Here is a 22242-nt window from a genome sequence, read left to right as displayed (position 1 = left end):
TATGCAAACAAAAATATCTGTTAGAGATCAAATCTTTTCTACATATGATAGTTTATATGATGCAGAAAAGAAGGTCGCAGATTATCTGATCAATCATCCATCAGAAGCAATAGAAATGTCGGTGTCTGAACTGGCAGCATGCTGTGAGGCCAGTCAGGCTACGATCGTACGTTTTTGTAAGAAAATCGGATGTAAGGGATTTCATCAGCTAAAAATAAAAATGGCGGGGGAACAAAGACAGCAGGAAGATCAGGTAATCTCCAATGAAATCAATTTAAATGATATGGAACAATCCATACAGAATATTCTGGGGAGTAAGATAGAAGAACTTAATGCTACGTTTCATAATTTTGATCCGCAGGAATTAAGAGAAATTATAGACATTATTTTACATGCAAATATGATAGAATTTGCTGCGATGGGAAATACTGTTCCTATTGCACTGGATGGGACTTATAAATTCAATCAGCTTGGTCTTAAAGCTGTAACTTCGACTATATGGGAAACTCAGGAGGCTTTTGCAAGGACCTTGCAGGAAGGAGATGTTTTGTTTGCTCTTTCGGCATCTGGAGCATCCAGAAGACTGATGAAAATTGTAAATATTGCTAAGGAAAATAACGTAAAGACTATTGGTATAACCAACCAGGGAAAATCCCCTTTGGCAGAAGAATGCGATTATACGATTCTCACAGCAACAAGAGAACATATTTTTTATGATCAGGTAAGCTTTACCAGAATGGCAGCCATGGCAGTTATAGATAGCTTGTTTTTATTTTTGTTTTCAACAAAATGTGATTCTTTTAAGAATGTAGCACTACATGAAGAGTCAGTGGCAGAGGATAAATTATAGATGGAAGAAATTATAAAAGAGTTTAAAGAAAAAGTTATATTAGTAGCGGTTGCAACTGAAGATGTTCACGATACGGAAGAATCGCTGGATGAACTGGCGGAATTGGTAAAGACGGCAGGGGCAGAAGTTGCAGCTAGAGTAATTCAAATAAGAGAAACTCCTCATCCCGGGACGTATATTGGAAAAGGGAAAGTGGATGAGGTTCAGGCATTACTGTTTGGAACAGATGCTACAGGAATTGTATGTGATGATGAGCTTTCACCGGCACAGATTAGTAATCTGGAAAGATTTTTGGATACAAAAGTCATGGATCGTACCTTGGTAATACTTGATATTTTTGCTAAAAGAGCATTTACCAGAGAAGGGAAGATTCAGGTAGAGCTGGCTCAGCTAAAATATAGAGCTTCCAAGCTTACAGGGCAGGGAACAGCGTTGTCAAGATTAGGTGGCGGAATTGGAACCAGAGGTCCGGGAGAAAAGAAACTGGAAATGGATCGTCGTCTGATTCGGACCAGGATTTCTCATTTAAAAGCTGAATTAAGGGCTGTTGTAAAACATCGCGAGGTCCAAAGGAAACAAAGACAGAGAAATCATATGCCGGTTGTGTGTATTGTTGGATATACCAATGCTGGAAAATCCACATTGCTCAATTATTATACAGATGCAGGTGTCCTGGAAGAAAATCAGCTATTTGCCACTTTGGATCCTACAACAAAAAATGTTTTACTGGATAGTGGACAGACAATTTTAATGACGGATACTGTTGGTTTTATCAGAAAGCTTCCACATCATCTGGTAGACGCCTTTAAAAGTACGTTGGAGGAAGCAAAATACAGTGATCTGATCGTACATGTTGTAGATGCTTCCAATCCGCAGAAGGACAAACAGATGGAAGCAGTATATGAAACATTGGAGCAGCTGGGAGCAAAAGATTCAACTGTAATTACGGCGTTTAACAAGATGGATTTGGTAGAAGAGGATGAGATCCTCAAAGATCCGATGGCGGAAGCCGTTGTAAAAATTTCTGGAAAAACAGGGGAAGGTACAGATATTCTTTTGGATGTTATTGAACAGATGCTGCAAAAGCAGAAATTGTATCTGGAAAAACTTTATGAATATAACGAAGCAGGGAAAATACAGATTATTCGAAATCATGGACAGTTGATAAAAGAAGAATACAGGGATGATGGAATTTATATTGAAGCCTATATTCCAAAAGAGATTCTTGGTGTTATTTAGGAGGATGAGTAAATGATAATTCAAAAGGTGATTAATAATAATGTGGTCAGCACTTTTGATACAAATAATAGAGAAGTAATCCTGATGGGAAAGGGAATAGGATTCCGAAAAAAAGCAGGAGATGAGCTGGATAAAAATAAGATTGAAAAAATATTTACTCTTGATCAGAGAGCAAATTCCCCATTTGTACAGGAGGTAATGGCGATTATTCAGGAATTTTATGAGATTCCGTTAAACCCGGAAAACCCTTCTTATCAGAGATTTGCAACTCATCTTGAGTATCTGGAATCAGGGATTCGGTCACAAAATTATGTGGTCGAAGAGGATGAAGAAGATGATGTAGAATTTTATGAAAGAAATCAGAAAAAATATCCGGAAGCCTATGTATGCAGTCAGAAAATCGTAGAGCATATTGAAGGACATTATCAGTGTAAGTTGTCAGCAGATGAGAAAATGTATCTAATTATTTATGTGAAAAGATTAATTCTGGAAATAGACCAGAAAGGACGAAATTTTATTGACTTATAACCATAGATTTGGTATTATTTATGTATTGAGATTGGATTGTGACTGGTAAGGCAGGCAAGACCTATTTAATAAGTGTTTTACATTTGTTAATAGGTCTTTTTTTGTGCTTTTTCATGTATACAATCTAAACACAAGATACATTATATTTTAAAGTAGAGAAGGAGAAGAATTATGGTATCAAAGAAATTTGTCATCGAAAATGAACAGGGATTACACATGAGACCAGCAGGAGTTCTTGCTAAAGCAGTTACTAAATTTGAATCTGATGTAACAATTGTATTCGAAGATAAGAAAATCAACGCAAAAAGCTTACTGAACATTATTGGTGCTTGTATCAAATGTGGTTCTGAAATCGAATTAGTATGTGAAGGTCCTGATGAAGAAGCAGCTCTTGCACATGCAACAGAATTAATCGAATCTGGATTAGGTGAATAAGAACAAATATTTGATAAAGGACAGGTGGCAATATGTATAAAGGTATAGGCGCATCTGCAGGAATCGGTATTGGTAAAGTCGTTGTAATCAAAGAACAGGAACTGGATTACAAAAAAGTTACTATTGAAGATACTGAAGCAGAAAAGAAACGTTTAAGTGATGCTATTGAAGTATTCATTGAAAAAACAACTGCATTAGTTGAAACAATGAAAGTCACAGCAGGTGAACAGGAAGCTGAGATTTTAGAAGGCCACATTCTGATGATTCAGGACCCAGCAATCGCAGAGCAGATTGAAGCCAAGATTGATGGCGAAAAAATCAATGCAGAAGCTGCAGTAGAAGAAGCATGTGATTTCTTTGCACAGATTTTTGCAATGGCAGAAGATGAATTAACACAGCAGAGAGCTTCTGACTTGGGAGATATCAAGACAAGATTGATCAAGATCTTACTTGGTATTGAAGAAGTTGATATCAGTGCAGTTCCAGCAGGAACAATTCTGGTAGCAGAAGATTTAACTCCATCTATGACAGCAGGAATTAAACCTGAAAATGTAGAAGGTGTTTTAACAGAAATCGGTGGTAAAACATCTCACTCTGCTATTATCTGCAGATCTATGGAAATTCCAGCGGTTCTTAGTATTGAAAATATTACAACTATCGTTAAAGACGGTGACGAAGTTGTATTAGATGGTGCTACTGGTGATGCATATGTAAAACCAGAAGCTTCTGTTGTAGAAGAATATAAGGCTAAGAAAGCAAAATATTTAGAAGAAAAAGCAGCTTTAGCTAAATTTGTTGGTCAGAAATCTCAGACTGCAGACGGACATGTTGTGGAACTGGTTGCAAATATTGGTGGACCAGAAGAAGCACCTGGTGTTTTAGAACGCGACGGAGAAGGTGTTGGTCTGTTTAGAACAGAATTCTTATTTATGGAAAGTAATGATGTTCCATCTGAAGAATCTCAGTTTGAAGCATACAAAAAAGTTGCAACAACTCTGGAAGGAAAACCAGTTATCATCCGTACATTAGATATTGGTGGAGACAAAGCTCTTCCATATCTTGGACTCCCAACTGAAGAGAATCCTTTCTTAGGATTCAGAGCAGTACGTTTCTGCTTAAAGAGACCGGATATCTATAAACCACAATTAAGAGCGCTGCTTCGTGCAAGTGCATTTGGTAAGATTCGTATCATGGTACCATTGGTAACATGTGTTGATGAGCTTCGTGCTGTAAAAGCTCTGATTGAAGAAATCAAAGCTGATTTGGATGCAGAAGGAATTGCATATGACAAAGACATTGAAGTCGGAGTTATGATGGAAACTGCTGCTGCAAGTTTAATTGCAGATATTCTTGCAAAAGAAGCAGATTTCTTCAGTATCGGAACTAATGACTTGACAGGTTATACAATGGCAGCTGACAGAGGTAATCCTGATGTTGCTTATCTGTACTCTGCATATAATCCAGCAGTTCTTCGTTCTATTAAGAACATTATTGGAGCTGCTAACAAAGAAGGAATTATGGCAGGTATGTGTGGAGAAGCAGCAAGTGATCCATTATTAGTTCCAGTATTACTGGCATTTGGATTAAATGAATTCTCTGTAAGTGCTACAGCAATTCTTGCAACAAGAAAAGTTATGTCTTTATGGACAATGGACGAATGTAAAGCATTAGCTGAAGAAGTAATGCAGTTAGATACAGAAGCCGAAGTTAAGGCATTATTAGAGGAAAGAGCAAGAAGCTAATATTAATTCTTCAAACAAAATGAAAAATATCTCCAGACATATTATATGGCTGGAGATATTTTTTGTTACTAAAGATCTTGTTACACTAAAATGTAACAAGTACTTTTTGAGCGAGTCTTGAATTATTCAGATTTATTTTTATATTTTCTAGAAGATACTCCCCGATTTTCTACAATGGTTGAAAATACAATGAATGTGTTGGTTTTACCGAAATGCTGAAGTTCGCCAATGAACAGATCAAGTTCCATGGTACTTGGAAAGGCTACTTTTATTAATACAGAATAGTTGCCGGTTACACAGTCGCATTCTAAAACGTTTGGATGTGCATCCAGATATGGATAAACTTCTGGTTTCTGTGAAGGGCTGATTTCCAAGTTTACATAAGCTTTGATATGATAGCCTAGTTTTAGAGGATTCACAATGGCTTGATATCCTGTCAAGATGCCATCTTTCTCCAGACGTTCAATTCTGGATGAAACAGCAGGAGAAGTTAGAAATACTTCTGAGGCAATAGCTTTTATAGGGGTTCGTGCATCCTTTTGAAGAATGCTGATGATTTTTCTGTCGATAGCGTCCATACGATGTCTCCTTTGCAAGTAAATAAAATATAAAGTCTTTTAAAGTATAATACAGTTTTTGGCTGATTTCAAATATCTTTCCTTAATTATTTTAAGTGTATACAAAATTTGTTTCAAATTATTAAGTGAATGTTATGAATTCAATTAAAATTATAATTCATGAGGAAAAAGTATTTACGGAAAAATTTTTCGATGATATGCTCGTTTACATGAAATGAAGACATAAACACAGTATACAGAAAAGAGGATATGATGATGTTAACGAGAATGGAAAGTGATTCAATTGGAACTTTAAATGTACCTAAAGAAGCATATTATGGTGTACAAAGTATGCGGGCAGCAGAAAATTTTCAAATCACTCACCAGCCTATGCATCCGGTTTTTATTGATTGTATTGTAAATATAAAAAAAGCAGCAGCAATTACCAACAGAAAAGCTGGAAAATTATCGGTTGAAATTGAAACAGCCATCGTGACCGCGTGTGATGAAATTTTAAAGGGAATGTTTCGGGATCAGTTTATTGTTGACGCAATTCAGGGAGGTGCAGGAACATCAGCAAATATGAATGTGAATGAAGTTATAGCCAACAGAGCAATTGAACTTCTGGGAGGAGAAAAGGGCGACTACAGCATTGTGCATCCAAATGATCATGTAAATATGTCTCAGTCAACTAATGATGTTATACCAACAGCGGGAAAGTTAACAATTCTGAAGATTTTGCCAGGGACCATCGACTGGCTGCGAAGACTTAAAGATATATTATTGATAAAAGCGACAGAGTTTGATGATGTTGTAAAAATGGGCAGGACACAGCTTCAAGATGCTGTACCAATGAAACTCGGACAGAGTTTTCATGCATATGCGACTGTTGTGGAAAGAGATATCCATCGATTGGAATCAGCTATGGAAGAAATGAAAACAGTGAATCTGGGAGGTACAGCTATAGGAACGGCGATTAATGTTGATTCATACTACTTATCCAATATTATCTATCAGTTAAATGTCATAACTGGAATGACATTGAGACAGTCAGAGGACCTCGTTGATGCAACCCAGAATTTGGATGGTTTTGTCACTGTCTCCAATGCATTAAAAACATGTGCAGTAAATTTATCAAAAATAGCCAATGATCTAAGACTATTGTCTTCCGGACCTAAGACAGGAATTGCAGAAATTCAGCTTCCGGCAAGACAGAATGGCTCATCTATTATGCCGGGAAAAGTAAATCCGGTCATACCGGAAGTGGTATCTCAGGTTGCATATCTGATAATTGGCCATGATTGTACAATTACAATGGCAGCAGAAGCCGGACAGCTGGAATTAAATGCTTTTGAGCCTGTACTTTTTTATCATTTATTTGAATCTGTAGATACTCTTGGAGAAGCAGTAAAAACTTTTGTGGAACATTGTATTGTGGGAATTACAGCAAATAAGAAACAGTGTAGAAAGTATGTTGAAGCAAGTGTAGGAATTTCTACTGCCCTTTGTCCGTATATTGGTTATAAAAAGGCAGCAGAAATTGCTAAGAAATCATTAAAAACTAATAAAACAGTTTCAGAACTGGTTTTAGAAAGTGGTTTAATAGAAAAAAACCAATTGATTCAGATTTTGAAGCCGGAAAATATGACGGAACCAAAATATGAAAATAATAGAATAAAAGCGGTTTCATAAATTTAAAAGATTCTCTTGTTGTTTAGGTGTCAGGTACTTTTTTAATAATGTATGCATTTTTTCCAGATCTCCATCACATTCGATGGAGATTTTTTCTGCCAGATCGTAACCAATGACAGGTACAAGCTGAGTGAGGGCAGACGTAACAGAATGAAGATGTTTTTCGCATCCTTTTTCACTGGCTGTAAGAGGGACAATACATTTTTCACGAAAAAGTGAGACGCCATTTGTGAGAAGTTCCAGGCTGGTTAACAAATTGTCAGCAATTAGAGGTAAAAAGGCATTTAATTCGAATTGTCCATTTGCTGCAGCAATAGAAATGGCAGAGTCATTTGCCATAACCTGAATTGCCACCTGACTGATCATTTCAGGAAGAACAGGATTTACTTTTCCTGGCATGATGGTGGAACCTTTTTGTAACGGTTTTAAATGGATTTCACCATATGGAGAGGAATTCATAAGACGAAGATCATTACTGATCTTCATAAGATTCACTGCAAGACCCTTTAGCAAACCGGATACTTCTACAAAAACGTCCTGATTTTGAGTTAAATCCATAGGATATTCTGCTCTGGATAAACCTATGCCTGTTATGTCTCTCAGATGCTCAATGACTCTGAATGTGTATTTTCGGTTGGCGTTGCTGCCTGTTCCTACAGCGGTTCCACCTAAATTTACCTGGCGGAGACGTTCTTCAACTTTATATATGCGCCATCGGTCTCTGGAAATAGCCTGGGCATAACATCCGAATTCATTCCCTAAGGTTATAGGAAGAGCATCTTGTAGCTGAGTTCTCCCCATTTTTTTTATGGAATCAAACATATTTTCTTTCTGCTGTAAACTTTCCTGAAGTTTTGAAACTTCTTTGCTTAGTTTACGAATCCATTGGATGGAGGCAATTCGTAACGCAGTTGGATAGATATCATTGGTAGACTGGAAACGATTGACATCATCTAGAGGATCAATTGTTATTATATGACCTGATAACTCCATCGCATGTTCTGCAAGAACTTCATTAACATTCATATGAGTTGATGTGCCGGCTCCACCTTGCAGAGGGTGAGTGATAAATGGCGACATATCATTCTTTGATAAAATATTCTGACAGGCACTGAGAATATAATCTGCTTTCTGGCTATCCATTAATTGGAGTTCTTTCATAGTATGTACTGCAGCGGATTTTACTGTTATGATAGCCTGAATCAAAGAAGGATGCACTGTACGGTCGTTTAATTTAAAGTTTTCATAGGCTTTTTGTGTTTCATTCATGTAAGTAACCTCCTTTGGATGATATTATACAGACAAGTCATGAAAATTTCTAGGATTTCTAAAGAAAATGATATATACTATCAAGAGGGAAAGGAGTGGGATTTTGAAGATAATTTTGTGTCTGGATGATCAAAATGGAATGATGTTCAATCATAGGCGGCAGAGTCAGGATAGAGCTTTGCGACAGTATATTAAAGAAATGACCATAGATGATAAAGTATGGATGAATAATTATTCCAGGGCATTATATCAGGATTTTTCTCATGCAGAAGTTTGCGAAGATTTTCTTTATCAGGCAGAACATGGAGATTACTGCATAGTAGAAGATCAGAAAATTGCTCCATTGAAGGATAAGATAGAAAAGCTCATCATATTTCGGTGGCAAAAGAAATATCCGGCTGATATGAAACTGGATTTGAATCTGGAAAGCTGGAATCTGATTGAACAGGAGGAGATAGAAGGATCTTCTCATTTAATTTTAAAACAAGTATATCAGTGAAAAGGAGAATTATAAAATGAGGTTGAAGAAACAGATTTATGCTGTAATCATGGCAGTATTACTGGCTGTTTTCATGACAGGATGCAGTGAAGTAGAAAGTCAGACAGGTAATCATCAGAATATTAATTCAGAGAAAACTATTTCGGAAAAAGATATTCCTGCTTATTCAGGAGAGATGACAATTGCGCTTAACAATAATGAACCAGATTTTTCAGAAGAGGAAATGACAAAAGATTCTTATGAATCCTACAGTAATCTGGATTCCGAGGGAAGATGTCAGACAGCCCAGGCATGTATCGGGAAGGATATTATGCCAACTAAGAAGCGTGAAGCTATTGGAATGATTAAACCAACAGGATGGCATACTGTAAAATATGATAGTGTGGATGGAAAATATTTATATAATCGGTGTCATTTAATCGCACACCAGTTAACTGGTGAAAATGCCAATGAAAAAAATCTGATTACAGGAACCAGATCTTTTAATGTGGACGGAATGCTGCCATATGAGGAAATGGTTGGCGATTATGTTCGTGAAACTGGTAATCATGTGCTTTATCGTGTGACTCCGGTTTTTGAAGGTGATAATCTGGTTGCTAAAGGGGTTCAGATGGAAGCTATGTCTGTGGAGGATAAAGGAAAAGATATTGAATTCAATGTATTCGTATATAATGTGCAGGATGGAGTAGATATAGATTATGAAACCGGAGAAAGCTCTCTTTCTTCGGAGAAAAGCAAAACGACAGATAATTCTTCAGTTGTTATTCGAGGGAATAAAAGATCTAAAGTTTATCACTGTCCTGGTCAGAAAGATTATGAGAATATGGCAGATTCCAAGTATCTTGTAATTTTTCATAGTGAGAAAGAGGCAAAAAAAGCAGGGTATCGTAAGGCACAGAGATAAGAAAAGGAGGAATGTAAATGAGTTTAAATCAGACACCAAGAGGTGATCGAATACATATTGCACTTTTAGGAAAGAGAAATGCAGGAAAATCTAGTCTTGTAAATGCTCTGACCAATCAGGAGCTTGCAATTGTATCAGATATAAAAGGAACTACAACAGATCCTGTATATAAGGCAATGGAACTTCTTCCTTTGGGTCCCGTTGTTATGATTGATACTCCAGGTCTGGATGACGAAGGAGAGCTGGGAGAAAAACGTGTAAAAAAAGCAAAAGAAGTATTAAACAAAGCAGATATTGCTTTAATCGTAGTAGATGCGGCACAGGGAATATCATCTTTTGAAAAACAGATGATAGAAATCATTGAGAAAAAGAATCTGCCTTATATTAAAGTTTACAATAAGATTGATCTTGGAATCATGCCATGGAAGGAGAATCATGCGATTTTTGTCAGTGCTGCTGATGGAACAGGAATTGAAGAATTAAAAGAGAACATAGGGAAGTTATTACCACAAGAGGAAGAAAAATTTCAGATTGTAGGAGATTTGATACAACCATCAGATTTTGTTGTATTGGTGGTGCCAATCGACAAAGCTGCTCCAAAGGGAAGGCTCATTTTACCACAGCAGCAGACGATTCGAGATATTCTGGAAGCGGATGCCACAGCAATCGTGGTAAAAGAATATGAGCTGAAAGAAACATTGGAAAATCTTGGAAAAAAACCAGCTTTGGTAATTACAGATTCCCAGGTGTTTTCAAAAGTTGCTGCGGATGTTCCAAAAGATATTCCACTTACATCATTTTCTATTCTTTTTGCACGGTATAAAGGAGATCTGGGAGAAGAAATAAAAGGGGTTAAAGTGTTAGACACCCTTAATGATGGAGCTAAGATTCTGATTGCAGAAGGATGTACCCATCACAGACAGTGTGATGATATAGGAACAGTCAAAATTCCAAGATGGCTTCGCCAGTATACAGGAAAAGATTTTAATTTTTATACCAGTAGCGGAAATTCATTTCCAGAGGATCTTGAGACTTATGATTTGGTGATTCACTGCGGAGGATGCACTTTAAACCGAAGGGAAATGAAAAGCCGGATTGCCCGTGTCAAGGCAGCAGGTGTTCCAATTGTAAATTATGGAGTGTTAATTGCAGCCATTCAGGGTATTTTGAAGAGAAGCTTAGAACCGTTTCCTCTTTACAAAGAAGAAGAATTTCAGTAGAATAAGAAAAGAATTTAATATAGAAAGTTCTAATTACAGAATTTTTAGAATAGGAGAAAACAATGAGCAAAGTAAGAACAAGATTTGCACCGAGTCCTACCGGAAGGATGCATGTTGGAAACTTAAGAACTGCCTTATATGCATATTTAATTGCACGTCATGCAGGTGGAGATTTTATTTTAAGAATTGAAGATACAGATCAGGTAAGACAGGTCGAGGGAGCAGAAGAGATTATTTATAATACTTTGGAAAAAGCTGGAATGAATCATGACGAGGGACCGGATAAGGATGGCGGAGTAGGTCCATATGTTCAGAGTGAACGTCAGGCACAGGGACTTTATCTGGAATATGCAAAAAAATTAATTGAAAAAGGGGAAGCATATTACTGTTTCTGTGATCAGGAACGTCTGGATACTTTAAAGGTTAAGTCAGGAGATGTGGTTATCAGTCATTATGATAAGCATTGTCTTGGACTGAGCAAAGAAGAGGTACAGGAAAAACTGGATGCAGGAGTTCCATATGTTATTCGCCAGAATAATCCGACAGAGGGAACAACATCTTTTGTGGATGAAATTTATGGAGAAATTACAGTAGATAACATTGAGCTGGATGATATGATTCTGATCAAATCAGATGGATATCCAACATATAATTTTGCTAATGTTGTAGATGACCATTTAATGGGAATTACTCATGTAGTTCGTGGAAATGAATATTTATCTTCCACACCAAAATACAATCGGCTTTACGATGCATTTGGATGGGAGAAGCCAGTCTATATCCATTGCCCGCTGATTACAGATGAGGATCATCATAAATTAAGCAAGAGAAAAGGACACTCTTCCTTTGAAGATTTACTGGATCAGGGATTTTTACCAGAAACAATCGTAAACTTTGTTGCACTTCTTGGATGGAGTCCAGGGGGCGAAAAAGAAATATTCTCATTAAAAGAACTGGAAGAAATCTTTGATTATACTCACATGTCCAAAACTCCTGCAGTTTTTGATACAAAGAAAATTGCATGGATGAATGGAGAATATATTAAAGCGATGGATTTTGATCGTTTTAAAGAGATGGCTATGCCATATGTTAAAGAAACCATCCATAGAGAGATGGATTTTGATAAGATCCTTTCAATGGTAAAAACAAGAATTGAATTGTTTACAGAGATTTCTGGACATATTGATTTCTTTGAAAAAGTTCCAGAATATGATATTTCCATGTATAAACATAAAAAGATGAAAACAACACCAGAATCTTCTTTGGATGTATTAAAGGAAATTCTTCCGGTTATTCAGGCACAGGAAGATTTTACAAATGATGCTCTGTATGAGATGCTTCTTGCTTTTGCTAAAGGTCATGAATATAAAAACGGGTATGTTATGTGGCCGGTTCGTACTGCAGTTTCCGGAAAGCAGATGACACCAGGAGGAGCTACAGAGTTAATGGAACTTCTTGGAAAAGAAGAATCTGTAAAACGTATACAGAAAGCAATTGGAAAACTGGAGGCAGAGATACCGTGTCAGGCTTAAGCAAAGCACAAAAGGAAGCCGTGGAACATAATAATGGTCCAATGATGGTTCTGGCAGGTCCAGGTTCAGGAAAAACCACTGTTATTACCAAAAGAGTTCAGTATCTGATTGAAAAATATCATATAAAACCAGAGCGAATTCTGGTTGTTACATTTACCAGGGCAGCTGCTGGAGAAATGAAAGAGAGGTTCCAAAGGGTGGCAGGAAAATTCCTGCCGGTTTCCTTTGGAACCTTTCATTCTGTATTCTTTACAATTCTAAAATATGCATATCATTATCAGGTGGATAATATATTGCCCGAACATAAGAAGTATGATTTGATTCGTGAGATTATATATAACAGACATTTAGAAATTGATGATGAAGGCGATTTTATCAGAGGGATCATACAGGAGATCAGTCTGGTGAAAAGTCAGATGCTTACATTGGAATATTATCATAGTACCAGCTGTTCAGATGATATTTTTCAATGGGTATTTAATGAATATGAGAAAATGCTGCATCAAAATCATTGGATTGATTTTGATGATATTCTCATATATACATATGAACTATTAAAAGAACGAGCAGATATAAGAAAGGCATGGCAGCAGAGATTTCAATATATATTAATAGATGAATTTCAAGACATTAATAAAATTCAGTATGAAATTGTCAAAATGATGATGGGAAAACAGAAAAATCTTTTTATTGTGGGAGATGATGATCAGTCAATTTATAAGTTTCGAGGTGCCCGTCCAGAGCTGATGCTTGGATTTCCAAAAGATTTTCCAGAAACAAAAAAGGTGATTTTAAATGTAAATTACCGTTCGGGAAAAGAAATCGTAGAATTTTCAGAATGCATCATAAAACACAATAAAAAACGTTTTCCAAAAGAGATGCAATCATATCGTGGAACTGAATATCCGGTGGAAATTCGCACATTTAAAGATCAAAGGGAAGAAAATAAGCATATTGTTTATACAATTAGAGAGGAAATGGCAAAACAGAAACCCCTTTCTCAGATAGCTATCCTAACAAGAACAAATCAGGGACCAAGATCGCTGATAAGTGCTTTAATGGCATACAATATTCCGTTTTATATGAAAGATACTGTTCCCAATCTATTTGATCACTGGATTTCCAGGAATATCATGGATTACATGAAACTGGCATTAGGGGATAGAAGACGAAGTACATTTTTACGGGTCATGAACCGTCCCAAGCGTTATATTAGCAGAGAACTACTGACAGAACCGGAAGTTTCTTTTGAAAGTCTTTTGGAGAAGGCAGAAGACAAACCATGGCTTGTAGAGTATATTGAAGAAATGCAGGAGGATATACGTATTTTATCAACCATGACGCCGGCAACTGCAATAACTTATATTCGAAAGTCCATTGGATATAATGCATATATAGCAGAATACGCACGCTTTCGAAAACTGCGTGAAGAAGAATTAATGCAGGTGCTGGAAGAGCTAAGTGATTCGGCTAGAGGATATGATACATATGAAGAATGGTTTGAATATATCCGGGAATTTACTGAAGAACTTAACCGTCAGTCAAAAAGCAACCAGGAGGAGAAAAAAGGCGTTGTTATTTGCACCATGCATGGCGCTAAAGGACTTGAATTTGACAGGGTATTTCTTCCTGATATAAATGAAGGTATTTTGCCTCATAAAAAGGCGATAAAAGAAGAGGATATAGAAGAAGAGCGAAGAATGTTTTATGTTGCAGTAACAAGAACAAAGAAAAATTTACATGTACTTTCTGTAAAAAAGATGTATAATAAAGATAGTAATGAATCAAGGTTCCTGACAGAACTTAATGAGTATAAAAATCAAAGGAGGAAGGAACATGATGGAAGATAGAGAGATACCAAGACCAGGTGAATTTTATCGGCATTTTAAAGATAAATTATATCAGATTGTTACAGTTGCAACACATACTGAGACGGAAGAGAAGCTGGTTATTTATCAGGCTCTTTATGGAGATTTTCAAATATATGCAAGACCTGTTTCCATGTTTTTAAGTGAAGTTGACCATAAAAAATATCCGGAGGTAAAAGCCAAATATCGTTTTGAAAAACTGGCTATGGATTCCTCAGCTGTAAAAGAAAAATCAAATATACATACATGGAAATCAGAAGAGGAAAAATTCAGTAATAAGATGAATGACAGACAAGACGCTGAAAGCAGTATAAAGCCGTTATCTGCTTTTTTAGATGCCTCAGACCATCAGGAAAAGCGAAATATATTGATCCAGTATAAGGAAGATCTGACCGAAGTGATGCTTGATTCTATGGGAATATCCATGGATTGTGTTTTAAATGGTAAAGGAAAAGAAGAAAAGTTTTATGAATTGGATAAGATTCTTCAGACAAAGATCCAATATGAAAAAAAGCCCCGATAATCAGGGCTGATGTGTAAGGAAGTAGGAGAAGAATACTTATGCTTCTTCATCTTCTTCATCAAGAATGGCATCCAGAGCATCTGTTACCATCTGGTATTCTTCATCGCTGTCAATGTTATCCAGACTGAAAGAATCCTCATCATCTGGAGAAGTTATATAACGATAAATAAGTAAAGCACTTTCTTCCTCATCACTTTCCAGATCTTCAATGGATACAAGGGCAATGTAATCCTGACCGTCTACTTCAAACAGACTGATAACAGCACAATCAAGGATAGATCCATCTTCCAGTTCCAGATGTAGGATAGGATTTTCTTCTTCTACGTAAACATCTTCTTCAAATTCGCTCATTATTACACCTCATTTCTTTTTTTTCACTATACTAAATATAGAAGAAAAAAGCAAGAAAAGTATCTGGTGTCGTCTATAATTGACAACATATTTTTTGTATGATACGATACGAGACGGTAGAGAAGAATTGACAAAAAAGATGACGGAAAAGAGATGACATGAAAAGAAGGAGAAGAAAATGGAAGAATACAAATTTTTGCTGGATTTTGCAATTATTCTGGCACTGACAAAGTCATTTAGTTTGATTTCAAGGAAGTTTAATATGCCGCCGGTAGTGGGAGCGTTGCTGGCAGGTATTATACTAGGGCCTGTTGTTTTAGATGTTGTAACACCTTCTGAGACAATACTGAATCTGGCGGAAGTCGGTGTGGTTGTATTGATGTTTGAAGCAGGTCTGGAAACAGACATTAACGAGTTGAAACGGAGTGGTCTATCTGCTTTTATTATTGCATTATGTGGAGTAATGGTTCCACTGATTATGGGTGCAGCAGTAACTTATGTCCTTGATAAGAATGTTATGGAATCTGTATTTATGGGTGTTGTGCTTACGGCAACTTCCGTAAGTATTACTGTAGAAACTTTGCAGGATATGGGAAAATTAAAAGGAAGAGTAGGAACTGCAATTCTTGGTGCAGCAATTATCGATGATATCTTGGGAATTATTCTTCTTTCAATGATGACAAGTGTGGGTAATTCTGGAAGTTTTAATCTTGGTTCTATTATGCTGATCATAGGAAAGATGGCAGCATTTTTCGCTATTGCAGGAATTGGAGGATTCTTTGTGGAGAAATTCTTTGAATGGATGGCTGGATACAAAGATCAGAGTGTTCAGAGAAACCGACGCAGAGTAGCTGTATTTGCTTTGGCATTTTGCTTCGGACTTGCATTCCTGGCAGAATTATTTGGAATTGCAGATATCACAGGTGCATATCTTGCAGGTATAATATTATGCAGAACACCACAAAATTATTATATACATAGAAAAATAGATATTATGTCTTATATGCTGGTGACACCGATTTTCTTTGCAAGTATAGGATTAAAAGTAGATGTTCATGGAATGAGCAATGCTCTGATTATATTTACCGTTATCCTTTGTGTAGCTGCAGTAGCTAGTAAAATATTAGGATGTGGTATTGGTGGATTATTATGTAGATATAATATCAGAGAATCTCTGCAGATTGGAGCAGGAATGGTATGTCGAGGAGAAGTGGCACTGATTGTTGCACAGAAGGGAATCGGAGTAGGATTATTATCTGAGACTTATTTTGCACCGGTTGTAATTATGGTATTGGTTACAACATTACTTTCACCAATTTTGTTAAAAGTTCTATTTACAGAATAGAGAAAAGAGGCTTAAACATGATAGAGACAGTGGTATCTGTAAAATTACCAATTGGGGAAATGTTAAAAATTAAAAAGAACTCTTTACTTCCAGATCAGATGAATGGACAAGAAAAAAGAATTTGTCTGGTATCAGGAATATATGGAGATGAACTTGGGGGACAGTATATCTGTGGACAGGTTATAAAAAGGATCAAAGAAGATTATTCTTTGCTGACAGGAATTGTTGATGTTTATCCGGCAATTAATCCATTGGGATTAGATGCACGAACCAGAGTTGTGCCTATTACTGATATAGATTATAGTACAGTTTTTCCCGGAGATATTAATGGAGGAATGGAAGAATATACAGCAGCAAAACTGATGGAAGATATGGAAGGTGCTGCCTGCTGTATTGATATTCATTCCAGTAATATTTTTCTTCAGGAACTGCCACAAGTGCGCCTTAATGATGACTTTGATGACAGACTATTGCATTTATCCAGGTTGATGAATACAAATCTGGTGTGGATTCATCCATCTGCAACAGTTAATGAAGGAAGTCTTGCGTACGCATTGAATAAAAAAGGGATACCGACTCTTGTAACAGAGTCCGGGGGAGCCTTTCGTATAAAATATGATTATTGTGAGCAGATTATTGATGGGATATTTACTATAATGAATGAGTTAGGAATATGGAAGGGAAAAGGCCATTCGAGAAAAAAGGTTCCTATTATAAAAGAAGATGAGATTTCCTATCTGAATTGTGAATCCAGTGGAATCTTTGTATCAAGAAAAAAACTAAATGAATATGTAAAACAGGGGGAAGTTATCGGGACTATAACTAATCCTTTATTTGGAGCTGTGGAAGAAGAGATAATTGCACCTGTAGAAGGTTTGATTATGACGTTACGAGAACATCCGGGAGTTACAGAAGGTTCTCTTGTGGCAAGAATTGCAGGAGGGAAGCATTTATGAAAAAAGAAATATTATACTCCGCAAGCAGCTATCTGAGAGACGACTTTAATATAGTAGCTTATCGTTTTGGGAAAAATGATGATATGTCTGAGCCGGCAGCCTGTATTGTAGGATCAATGAGAGGAAATGAATATCAGCAGATGTATATTTGCTCTTTATTGGTAAAGCGACTGAAAGAACTGGAAAACCACGGGGCAATTGTAGGTAATAATGAGATTCTGATTATACCATGTATTAATAATTTTTCCATGAATGTTGGGAAAAAATACTGGGTGTCAGATAATAGTGATATTAACAGGCAGTTTCCTGGAAATTTTGATGGTGAACCCACCAGCCGGCTGGCAGCTAATTTTTTTGATAAGGTAAAGGGTTTTCGTTATGGAATACATTTTCCATCTTTTTATCGAAAAGGTGATTTTATTCCTCATGTCAGAATGCCTTCTACGGGAAAAGAAAGCACCAGTCTTGCAAATTTGTTTGGACTTCCTTATGTAATTACAAGTAAACAAAGGAATTTTGATAAAACAACTTTAAATTATAACTGGCAGATTAATGGGACAGATGCTTTTTCTATATATTCGGGAGAAACAGGAAATATAGATGAAGTCCTGGCAAAACAAGCAGTATCTGCTGTTCTTCGGTTTTTGACCCGTATGGGAATTTTAAAATATAATTGTCATAATGGGTATATTGCGAGTATTATAGAAGAAGAGGATATGATTTTAATCAAAGCGGAAAGTGCAGGCTTTTTTCGAAGGTTTGCGGGAGTGAATGAAGAAATAAAACGTGGACAGTTGCTGGGAGAAATCTTAGATCCTTATGAGGGAACCATTTTGTCAGAGGTTCGAGCAAGTGTTGATGGAATTATCTTTTATGCATCGAACCAGCCAACAATATTAGAAAATGCGACAGCATTTCAAGTGATAAAGAAACTACATGAGTAAATATGGGAGGGAAACATGGGAAAAGTTAAAAGAGTCTATGTAGAAAAGAAAAAAGACTATGCAGTTAAAGCAAAAGAACTGTTGGAAGAACTACGGCAGTATCTGGGACTTGAAATCGAAGACATCCGTGTTCTGATTCGCTATGACATTGAGAATCTTTCAGATGCAAGTTATCAAAAAGCATTAGGAACGGTATTTAGTGAACCTCCGGTCGATGATGTTTATGAAGAAACATTTCCTTGCGGTGAGAATGAAGTATGTTTTAGTGTGGAATTTCTTCCTGGACAGTTTGACCAGAGAGCAGATTCAGCAGAACAATGTGTAAAACTTTTAAATGAAGATGAGGAAGCTGTCATTCGCAGTGCAACTACTTATGTAGTAAAAGGAAATTTAACTTCAGAGCAGTTGGAAGAGATAAAAAGTTATTGTATCAACCCTGTAGATTCCAGAGAAGCAGGGGAAGAAAAACCGGATACCCTGGTTATGGAATTTGATGAACCGGAAGATGTTAAGATTATTGAAGGTTTTCAGGGGATGGAAGAAGGAAAATTAAAAGAATTGTATGATTCACTGAATCTGGCAATGACATTTAAAGATTTTCTTCACATCCAGAATTATTTTGCGGGAGAAGAAAAAAGAGATCCGTCTATGACAGAAATTCGTGTGTTGGATACATATTGGTCTGATCACTGTCGTCATACAACTTTTTCCACAGAACTTACCAATATTGAATTTCAGGATGGATTTTATCGTGCACCTCTTCAGGATGCATATGATCAGTATATGGAAGATCATAAAAGTATTTTTGCAGGAAGAGATGATAAGTTTGTATGTCTGATGGATATGGCATTAATGGCCATGCGTCGTCTGAAAAAAGATGGAATGCTGGACAATATGGAAGAAAGTGATGAAATCAATGCATGTAGCATTGTTGTACCTGTTTCCATTGATGGTCAGGAAGAGGAAGAGTGGCTTATTAGTTTTAAAAATGAAACACATAACCACCCAACAGAAATTGAACCATTTGGTGGTGCTGCAACCTGTCTGGGAGGTGCTATCCGTGATCCTCTTTCTGGACGTTCTTATGTTTATCAGGCAATGCGTGTCACAGGAGCAGCAGATCCGACAGTTTCATTAAAGGAAACATTAAAGGGAAAACTTCCACAGAGAAAAATTGTTACAGGGGCAGCTCATGGTTACAGTTCTTATGGAAATCAGATTGGGCTGGCTACAGGAATGGTTAATGAAATCTATCATCCTGATTATGTGGCAAAACGTATGGAAATTGGTGCAGTTATGGGTGCGGCACCAAGAAAGAATGTAGTGCGTGAGAATTCTGATCCTGGTGATATTATTATTCTTCTTGGAGGAAGAACAGGTCGTGATGGATGTGGAGGAGCAACAGGCTCATCTAAAGTTCATACAGAAGAGTCTATAGAAACATGTGGTGCAGAAGTACAGAAAGGTAATCCTCCAACAGAACGTAAAATTCAGCGTTTATTCCGTAGAGAAGAAGTAAGCCGTCTGATTAAGAAATGTAATGACTTTGGTGCAGGTGGAGTATCTGTGGCAATTGGAGAACTTGCTGATGGATTAACAGTAAATCTGGACAAAGTACCTAAAAAATATGCCGGTCTTGATGGAACTGAATTGGCAATTTCTGAGTCTCAGGAACGTATGGCTGTTGTTGTAGATCCAAAGGATGTAGATAAATTCCTTGAATATTCTGCAGAAGAAAACCTGGAAGCTGTTGCAGTTGCTACTGTAACAGAAGAACCAAGGCTTGTTTTATCATGGAGAGGAAAGGAAATTGTTAATCTTTCCAGAGCATTCCTGGATACAAATGGTGCACATCAGGAAACTGAAGTATATGTTGAGATTCCTCATCGTGTGGAATCATACTTTAACCGAAAAGATGAAGCTGAATCTTTCAAAGAAATGTGTAAGAATGTATTATCTGATTTGAATGTATGTTCTCAGAAAGGTCTGGTTGAAATGTTCGACAGCTCTATCGGAGCAGCAACAGTAACCATGCCATATGGTGGAAAATATCAGTTGACACCAATTCAGACAATGATCGCAAAACTTCCGTTGTTAAAAGGTGAGTCTGATACGGTTACAATGATGAGTTATGGATTTGATCCGTATCTTTCCAAATGGAGTCCGTTCCATGGAGCTGTTTATGCGATTACAGAATCTATTGCAAAAATTGTTGCTTCTGGTGGAGATTATAGAGATATCCGTTTAACATTCCAGGAATACTTTAAACGTCTTGGTAATGATAAGGAACGTTGGGGACAGCCTGTTGCAGCACTGTTAGGTGCATATCAGGCACAGCTTGGATTTGGTCTTGCATCCATTGGAGGTAAAGACAGTATGTCAGGAACCTTTAATGATATTGATGTACCACCAACATTAGTATCTTTTGCAGTAGATGTTGCAAATGTAAAAAATGTTATTACTCCAGAATTGAAGAAACCTGGAAATAGACTGATACGCTTATGTATTCCAACGGATGCGTATAACCTTCCGGTTTACAGTGAAGTGAAGAAGATTTATAGACGAATTCATAAATTAATAAAACAGGGTGTTATTAAATCTGCTTATGCAATTGGCTCAGGCGGAACAATGGAAGCTGTTGCCAAGATGGCATTTGGTAACCACTTAGGAGTTATCTTTGATAGTGAAATCACGTTAGAAGATTTAACAGATCCTCATTTTGGCTCTTTTGTTGTTGAAACAGACACGAGGGATGTTCATAAACTTGGTATTCCAGGACTTTTGATTGGTGAAGTAACTAAAAAACATGAGTTTGTATTTGGAGATGAAGTGGTAACTCTTGAAGATGCACTGAATACATGGAAAAAACCATTAGAGAGTGTATTCCCAACAAAATCAGAAGGAAGTCAGGATACATTAAATATTTCCCGTACTTACAATAAAGGTAATATATATGTATGCAAGAATAAGGTTGCCAAACCAAATGTATTTATTCCTGTATTCCCAGGTACAAACTGTGAATATGATTCTGCACGAGCTTTTGAGCGTGCAGGAGCCAATGTAATTACAAAGGTATTTAAGAATCTGGATGCTCAGGGAATTCGTGATTCTGTAGAGGTATTCGAAAAAGCAATTAAAGAATCACAGATGATTATGTTCCCTGGTGGATTTAGTGCCGGTGATGAACCAGAAGGTTCAGCAAAATTCTTTGCAACAGCATTTAGAAATGAAAAGCTGAAAGAATCTGTTATGGATCTGTTAGAAAACAGAGATGGATTGGTTCTTGGTATCTGTAATGGATTCCAGGCACTGATTAAACTTGGTCTTGTTCCACAAGGAAAGATTGTAGAACAGACAGCAGACGCTCCAACATTAACTATGAACCGTATTGGACGACATATTTCAAAGATTGCATATACAAAAGTTGTATCTAATCTGTCTCCATGGTTTAACAAAGTAAATGTAGGAGATACATTTAGTATTCCTGTATCTCATGGAGAAGGACGTTTTGTAGCAAACTATGATGTTATTGAAGAACTTTTTGCAAATGGTCAGGTTGCAACACAGTATGTTGATTTAAGTGGAGATCCAACTATGGATGAAGATTATAATCCAAATGGTTCTTACTTTGCAATTGAAGGTATTACAAGTCCAGATGGAAGAGTTCTTGGAAAGATGGGACATTCTGAAAGACGTGATAGTTATGTTGGAATTAATATCTATGGAGATAAGGATCAGAAAATCTTTGAATCTGGTGTAGATTATTTTAGATAGAAAAAAAATAAGAC

Annotated in this window: 19 protein-coding genes; 16 read left to right on the top strand and 3 right to left on the bottom strand. The window is 36.7% G+C overall.

Annotation, left to right across the window (positions count from 1 at the left end; genetic code table 11):
* Window position 1: 1 nt before the first annotated feature.
* The 5 genes from BHF70_RS03665 to ptsP all read left to right on the top strand — a co-directional run bounded on the left by BHF70_RS03665 (window position 2) and on the right by ptsP (window position 4794).
* Window positions 2-850: a MurR/RpiR family transcriptional regulator gene (locus BHF70_RS03665; RefSeq protein ID WP_075758994.1), complete on the top strand. Its 849-nt coding sequence runs from the start codon at window positions 2-4 to the stop codon at window positions 848-850.
* A complete protein-coding gene (gene hflX, locus BHF70_RS03660) occupies window positions 851-2089 on the top strand; it encodes a GTPase HflX (protein WP_075758993.1) in 1239 nt (412 codons plus the stop codon).
* 12 nt (window positions 2090-2101) lie between these two features.
* Window positions 2102-2617: a CAT RNA binding domain-containing protein gene (locus BHF70_RS03655; RefSeq protein WP_075758992.1), complete on the top strand. Its 516-nt coding sequence runs from the start codon at window positions 2102-2104 to the stop codon at window positions 2615-2617.
* Between the two features lie 171 nt (window positions 2618-2788).
* Window positions 2789-3052 (top strand): HPr family phosphocarrier protein, encoded by a 264-nt coding sequence (locus tag BHF70_RS03650; RefSeq protein WP_006568975.1) that lies wholly within the window; start codon window positions 2789-2791, stop codon window positions 3050-3052.
* Between the two features lie 32 nt (window positions 3053-3084).
* Window positions 3085-4794: a phosphoenolpyruvate--protein phosphotransferase gene (gene ptsP, locus BHF70_RS03645; RefSeq protein ID WP_075758991.1), complete on the top strand. Its 1710-nt coding sequence runs from the start codon at window positions 3085-3087 to the stop codon at window positions 4792-4794.
* 122 nt (window positions 4795-4916) lie between these two features.
* Here the strand turns inward: ptsP and BHF70_RS03640 are convergent, their stop codons facing one another.
* Window positions 4917-5372 (bottom strand): Lrp/AsnC family transcriptional regulator, encoded by a 456-nt coding sequence (locus BHF70_RS03640; protein ID WP_075758990.1) that lies wholly within the window; start codon window positions 5370-5372, stop codon window positions 4917-4919.
* Window positions 5373-5627: 255 nt separating this feature from the next.
* On the opposite strand from BHF70_RS03640, the gene BHF70_RS03635 reads away from it, so the two are divergent.
* Window positions 5628-7043, top strand: coding sequence for an aspartate ammonia-lyase (locus BHF70_RS03635; RefSeq protein ID WP_075758989.1), 1416 nt, complete (start codon window positions 5628-5630; stop codon window positions 7041-7043).
* Here the strand turns inward: BHF70_RS03635 and BHF70_RS03630 are convergent.
* A complete protein-coding gene (locus BHF70_RS03630) occupies window positions 7038-8312 on the bottom strand; it encodes a lyase family protein (RefSeq protein ID WP_075758988.1) in 1275 nt (424 codons plus the stop codon). The genes BHF70_RS03635 and BHF70_RS03630 overlap by 6 nt on opposite strands.
* A gap of 103 nt (window positions 8313-8415) precedes the next feature.
* Between BHF70_RS03630 and BHF70_RS03625 the strand changes: the two genes are divergently transcribed.
* From BHF70_RS03625 to BHF70_RS03600, 6 genes are all read left to right on the top strand, one after another.
* On the top strand, window positions 8416-8811 hold the full coding sequence (locus BHF70_RS03625) for a hypothetical protein (protein ID WP_075758987.1): 396 nt from the start codon (window positions 8416-8418) through the stop codon (window positions 8809-8811).
* 16 nt (window positions 8812-8827) lie between these two features.
* Entirely contained in the window at window positions 8828-9715 is an 888-nt protein-coding gene (locus tag BHF70_RS03620; protein ID WP_075758986.1) for a DNA/RNA non-specific endonuclease, read from the top strand.
* A gap of 17 nt (window positions 9716-9732) precedes the next feature.
* A complete protein-coding gene (gene hydF, locus BHF70_RS03615; RefSeq protein ID WP_075758985.1) occupies window positions 9733-10935 on the top strand; it encodes a [FeFe] hydrogenase H-cluster maturation GTPase HydF in 1203 nt (400 codons plus the stop codon).
* Window positions 10936-10997: 62 nt separating this feature from the next.
* Complete coding sequence (gltX, locus tag BHF70_RS03610) at window positions 10998-12467, top strand: glutamate--tRNA ligase (protein ID WP_075758984.1); 1470 nt, start codon at window positions 10998-11000, stop codon at window positions 12465-12467.
* Window positions 12455-14317 carry an ATP-dependent helicase gene (locus BHF70_RS03605; protein WP_075758983.1) on the top strand — a complete coding sequence of 621 codons (1863 nt, stop codon included), beginning with the start codon at window positions 12455-12457 and terminating at the stop codon, window positions 14315-14317. Before gltX ends, BHF70_RS03605 begins: the two co-directional genes overlap by 13 nt.
* Window positions 14307-14858, top strand: coding sequence for a DUF1653 domain-containing protein (locus BHF70_RS03600; protein ID WP_075760511.1), 552 nt, complete (start codon window positions 14307-14309; stop codon window positions 14856-14858). The genes BHF70_RS03605 and BHF70_RS03600 overlap by 11 nt, the downstream gene beginning before the upstream one ends.
* Window positions 14859-14894: 36 nt before the next feature.
* Here BHF70_RS03600 and BHF70_RS03595 read toward each other — a convergent pair whose 3' ends face one another.
* Window positions 14895-15209: a DUF1292 domain-containing protein gene (locus BHF70_RS03595; RefSeq protein ID WP_075758982.1), complete on the bottom strand. Its 315-nt coding sequence runs from the start codon at window positions 15207-15209 to the stop codon at window positions 14895-14897.
* 178 nt (window positions 15210-15387) lie between these two features.
* On the opposite strand from BHF70_RS03595, the gene BHF70_RS03590 reads away from it, so the two are divergent.
* Genes BHF70_RS03590 through BHF70_RS03575 form a run of 4 tightly spaced genes read left to right on the top strand, consistent with a single transcriptional unit; the run spans window position 15388 to window position 22228 of the window.
* Window positions 15388-16554, top strand: a complete 1167-nt coding sequence (locus BHF70_RS03590) for a cation:proton antiporter (protein ID WP_075758981.1) — start codon at window positions 15388-15390, stop codon at window positions 16552-16554.
* A gap of 17 nt (window positions 16555-16571) precedes the next feature.
* Complete coding sequence (locus BHF70_RS03585; protein WP_075758980.1) at window positions 16572-17510, top strand: M14 family metallopeptidase; 939 nt, start codon at window positions 16572-16574, stop codon at window positions 17508-17510.
* Complete coding sequence (locus tag BHF70_RS03580) at window positions 17507-18454, top strand: M14 family metallopeptidase (protein WP_075758979.1); 948 nt, start codon at window positions 17507-17509, stop codon at window positions 18452-18454. Before BHF70_RS03585 ends, BHF70_RS03580 begins: the two co-directional genes overlap by 4 nt.
* A 15-nt stretch (window positions 18455-18469) precedes the next feature.
* Window positions 18470-22228: a phosphoribosylformylglycinamidine synthase gene (locus BHF70_RS03575; RefSeq protein ID WP_075758978.1), complete on the top strand. Its 3759-nt coding sequence runs from the start codon at window positions 18470-18472 to the stop codon at window positions 22226-22228.
* Window positions 22229-22242: the final 14 nt, after the last annotated feature.

The sequence above is a fragment of the Anaerostipes sp. 494a genome, from assembly GCF_001940315.1.
Lineage (GTDB): Bacteria > Bacillota > Clostridia > Lachnospirales > Lachnospiraceae > Anaerostipes > Anaerostipes faecalis.
Note: the sequence above shows the minus strand (reverse complement) of the source record. Positions and strands in the feature narration are given on the sequence as shown.

What these genes read in the sequence shown, in the direction of transcription:
- BHF70_RS03665 (WP_075758994.1), top strand. Translation starts at nt 2, where the DNA reads ATGCAAACAAAAATATCTGTTAGAGATCAAATCTTTTCTACATATGAT.
- hflX (WP_075758993.1), top strand. Translation starts at nt 851, where the DNA reads ATGGAAGAAATTATAAAAGAGTTTAAAGAAAAAGTTATATTAGTAGCG.
- BHF70_RS03655 (WP_075758992.1), top strand. Translation starts at nt 2,102, where the DNA reads ATGATAATTCAAAAGGTGATTAATAATAATGTGGTCAGCACTTTTGAT.
- BHF70_RS03650 (WP_006568975.1), top strand. Translation starts at nt 2,789, where the DNA reads ATGGTATCAAAGAAATTTGTCATCGAAAATGAACAGGGATTACACATG.
- ptsP (WP_075758991.1), top strand. Translation starts at nt 3,085, where the DNA reads ATGTATAAAGGTATAGGCGCATCTGCAGGAATCGGTATTGGTAAAGTC.
- BHF70_RS03640 (WP_075758990.1), bottom strand. Translation starts at nt 5,372, where the DNA reads ATGGACGCTATCGACAGAAAAATCATCAGCATTCTTCAAAAGGATGCA.
- BHF70_RS03635 (WP_075758989.1), top strand. Translation starts at nt 5,628, where the DNA reads ATGTTAACGAGAATGGAAAGTGATTCAATTGGAACTTTAAATGTACCT.
- BHF70_RS03630 (WP_075758988.1), bottom strand. Translation starts at nt 8,312, where the DNA reads ATGAATGAAACACAAAAAGCCTATGAAAACTTTAAATTAAACGACCGT.
- BHF70_RS03620 (WP_075758986.1), top strand. Translation starts at nt 8,828, where the DNA reads ATGAGGTTGAAGAAACAGATTTATGCTGTAATCATGGCAGTATTACTG.
- hydF (WP_075758985.1), top strand. Translation starts at nt 9,733, where the DNA reads ATGAGTTTAAATCAGACACCAAGAGGTGATCGAATACATATTGCACTT.
- gltX (WP_075758984.1), top strand. Translation starts at nt 10,998, where the DNA reads ATGAGCAAAGTAAGAACAAGATTTGCACCGAGTCCTACCGGAAGGATG.
- BHF70_RS03600 (WP_075760511.1), top strand. Translation starts at nt 14,307, where the DNA reads ATGGAAGATAGAGAGATACCAAGACCAGGTGAATTTTATCGGCATTTT.
- BHF70_RS03595 (WP_075758982.1), bottom strand. Translation starts at nt 15,209, where the DNA reads ATGAGCGAATTTGAAGAAGATGTTTACGTAGAAGAAGAAAATCCTATC.
- BHF70_RS03590 (WP_075758981.1), top strand. Translation starts at nt 15,388, where the DNA reads ATGGAAGAATACAAATTTTTGCTGGATTTTGCAATTATTCTGGCACTG.
- BHF70_RS03585 (WP_075758980.1), top strand. Translation starts at nt 16,572, where the DNA reads ATGATAGAGACAGTGGTATCTGTAAAATTACCAATTGGGGAAATGTTA.
- BHF70_RS03580 (WP_075758979.1), top strand. Translation starts at nt 17,507, where the DNA reads ATGAAAAAAGAAATATTATACTCCGCAAGCAGCTATCTGAGAGACGAC.
- BHF70_RS03575 (WP_075758978.1), top strand. Translation starts at nt 18,470, where the DNA reads ATGGGAAAAGTTAAAAGAGTCTATGTAGAAAAGAAAAAAGACTATGCA.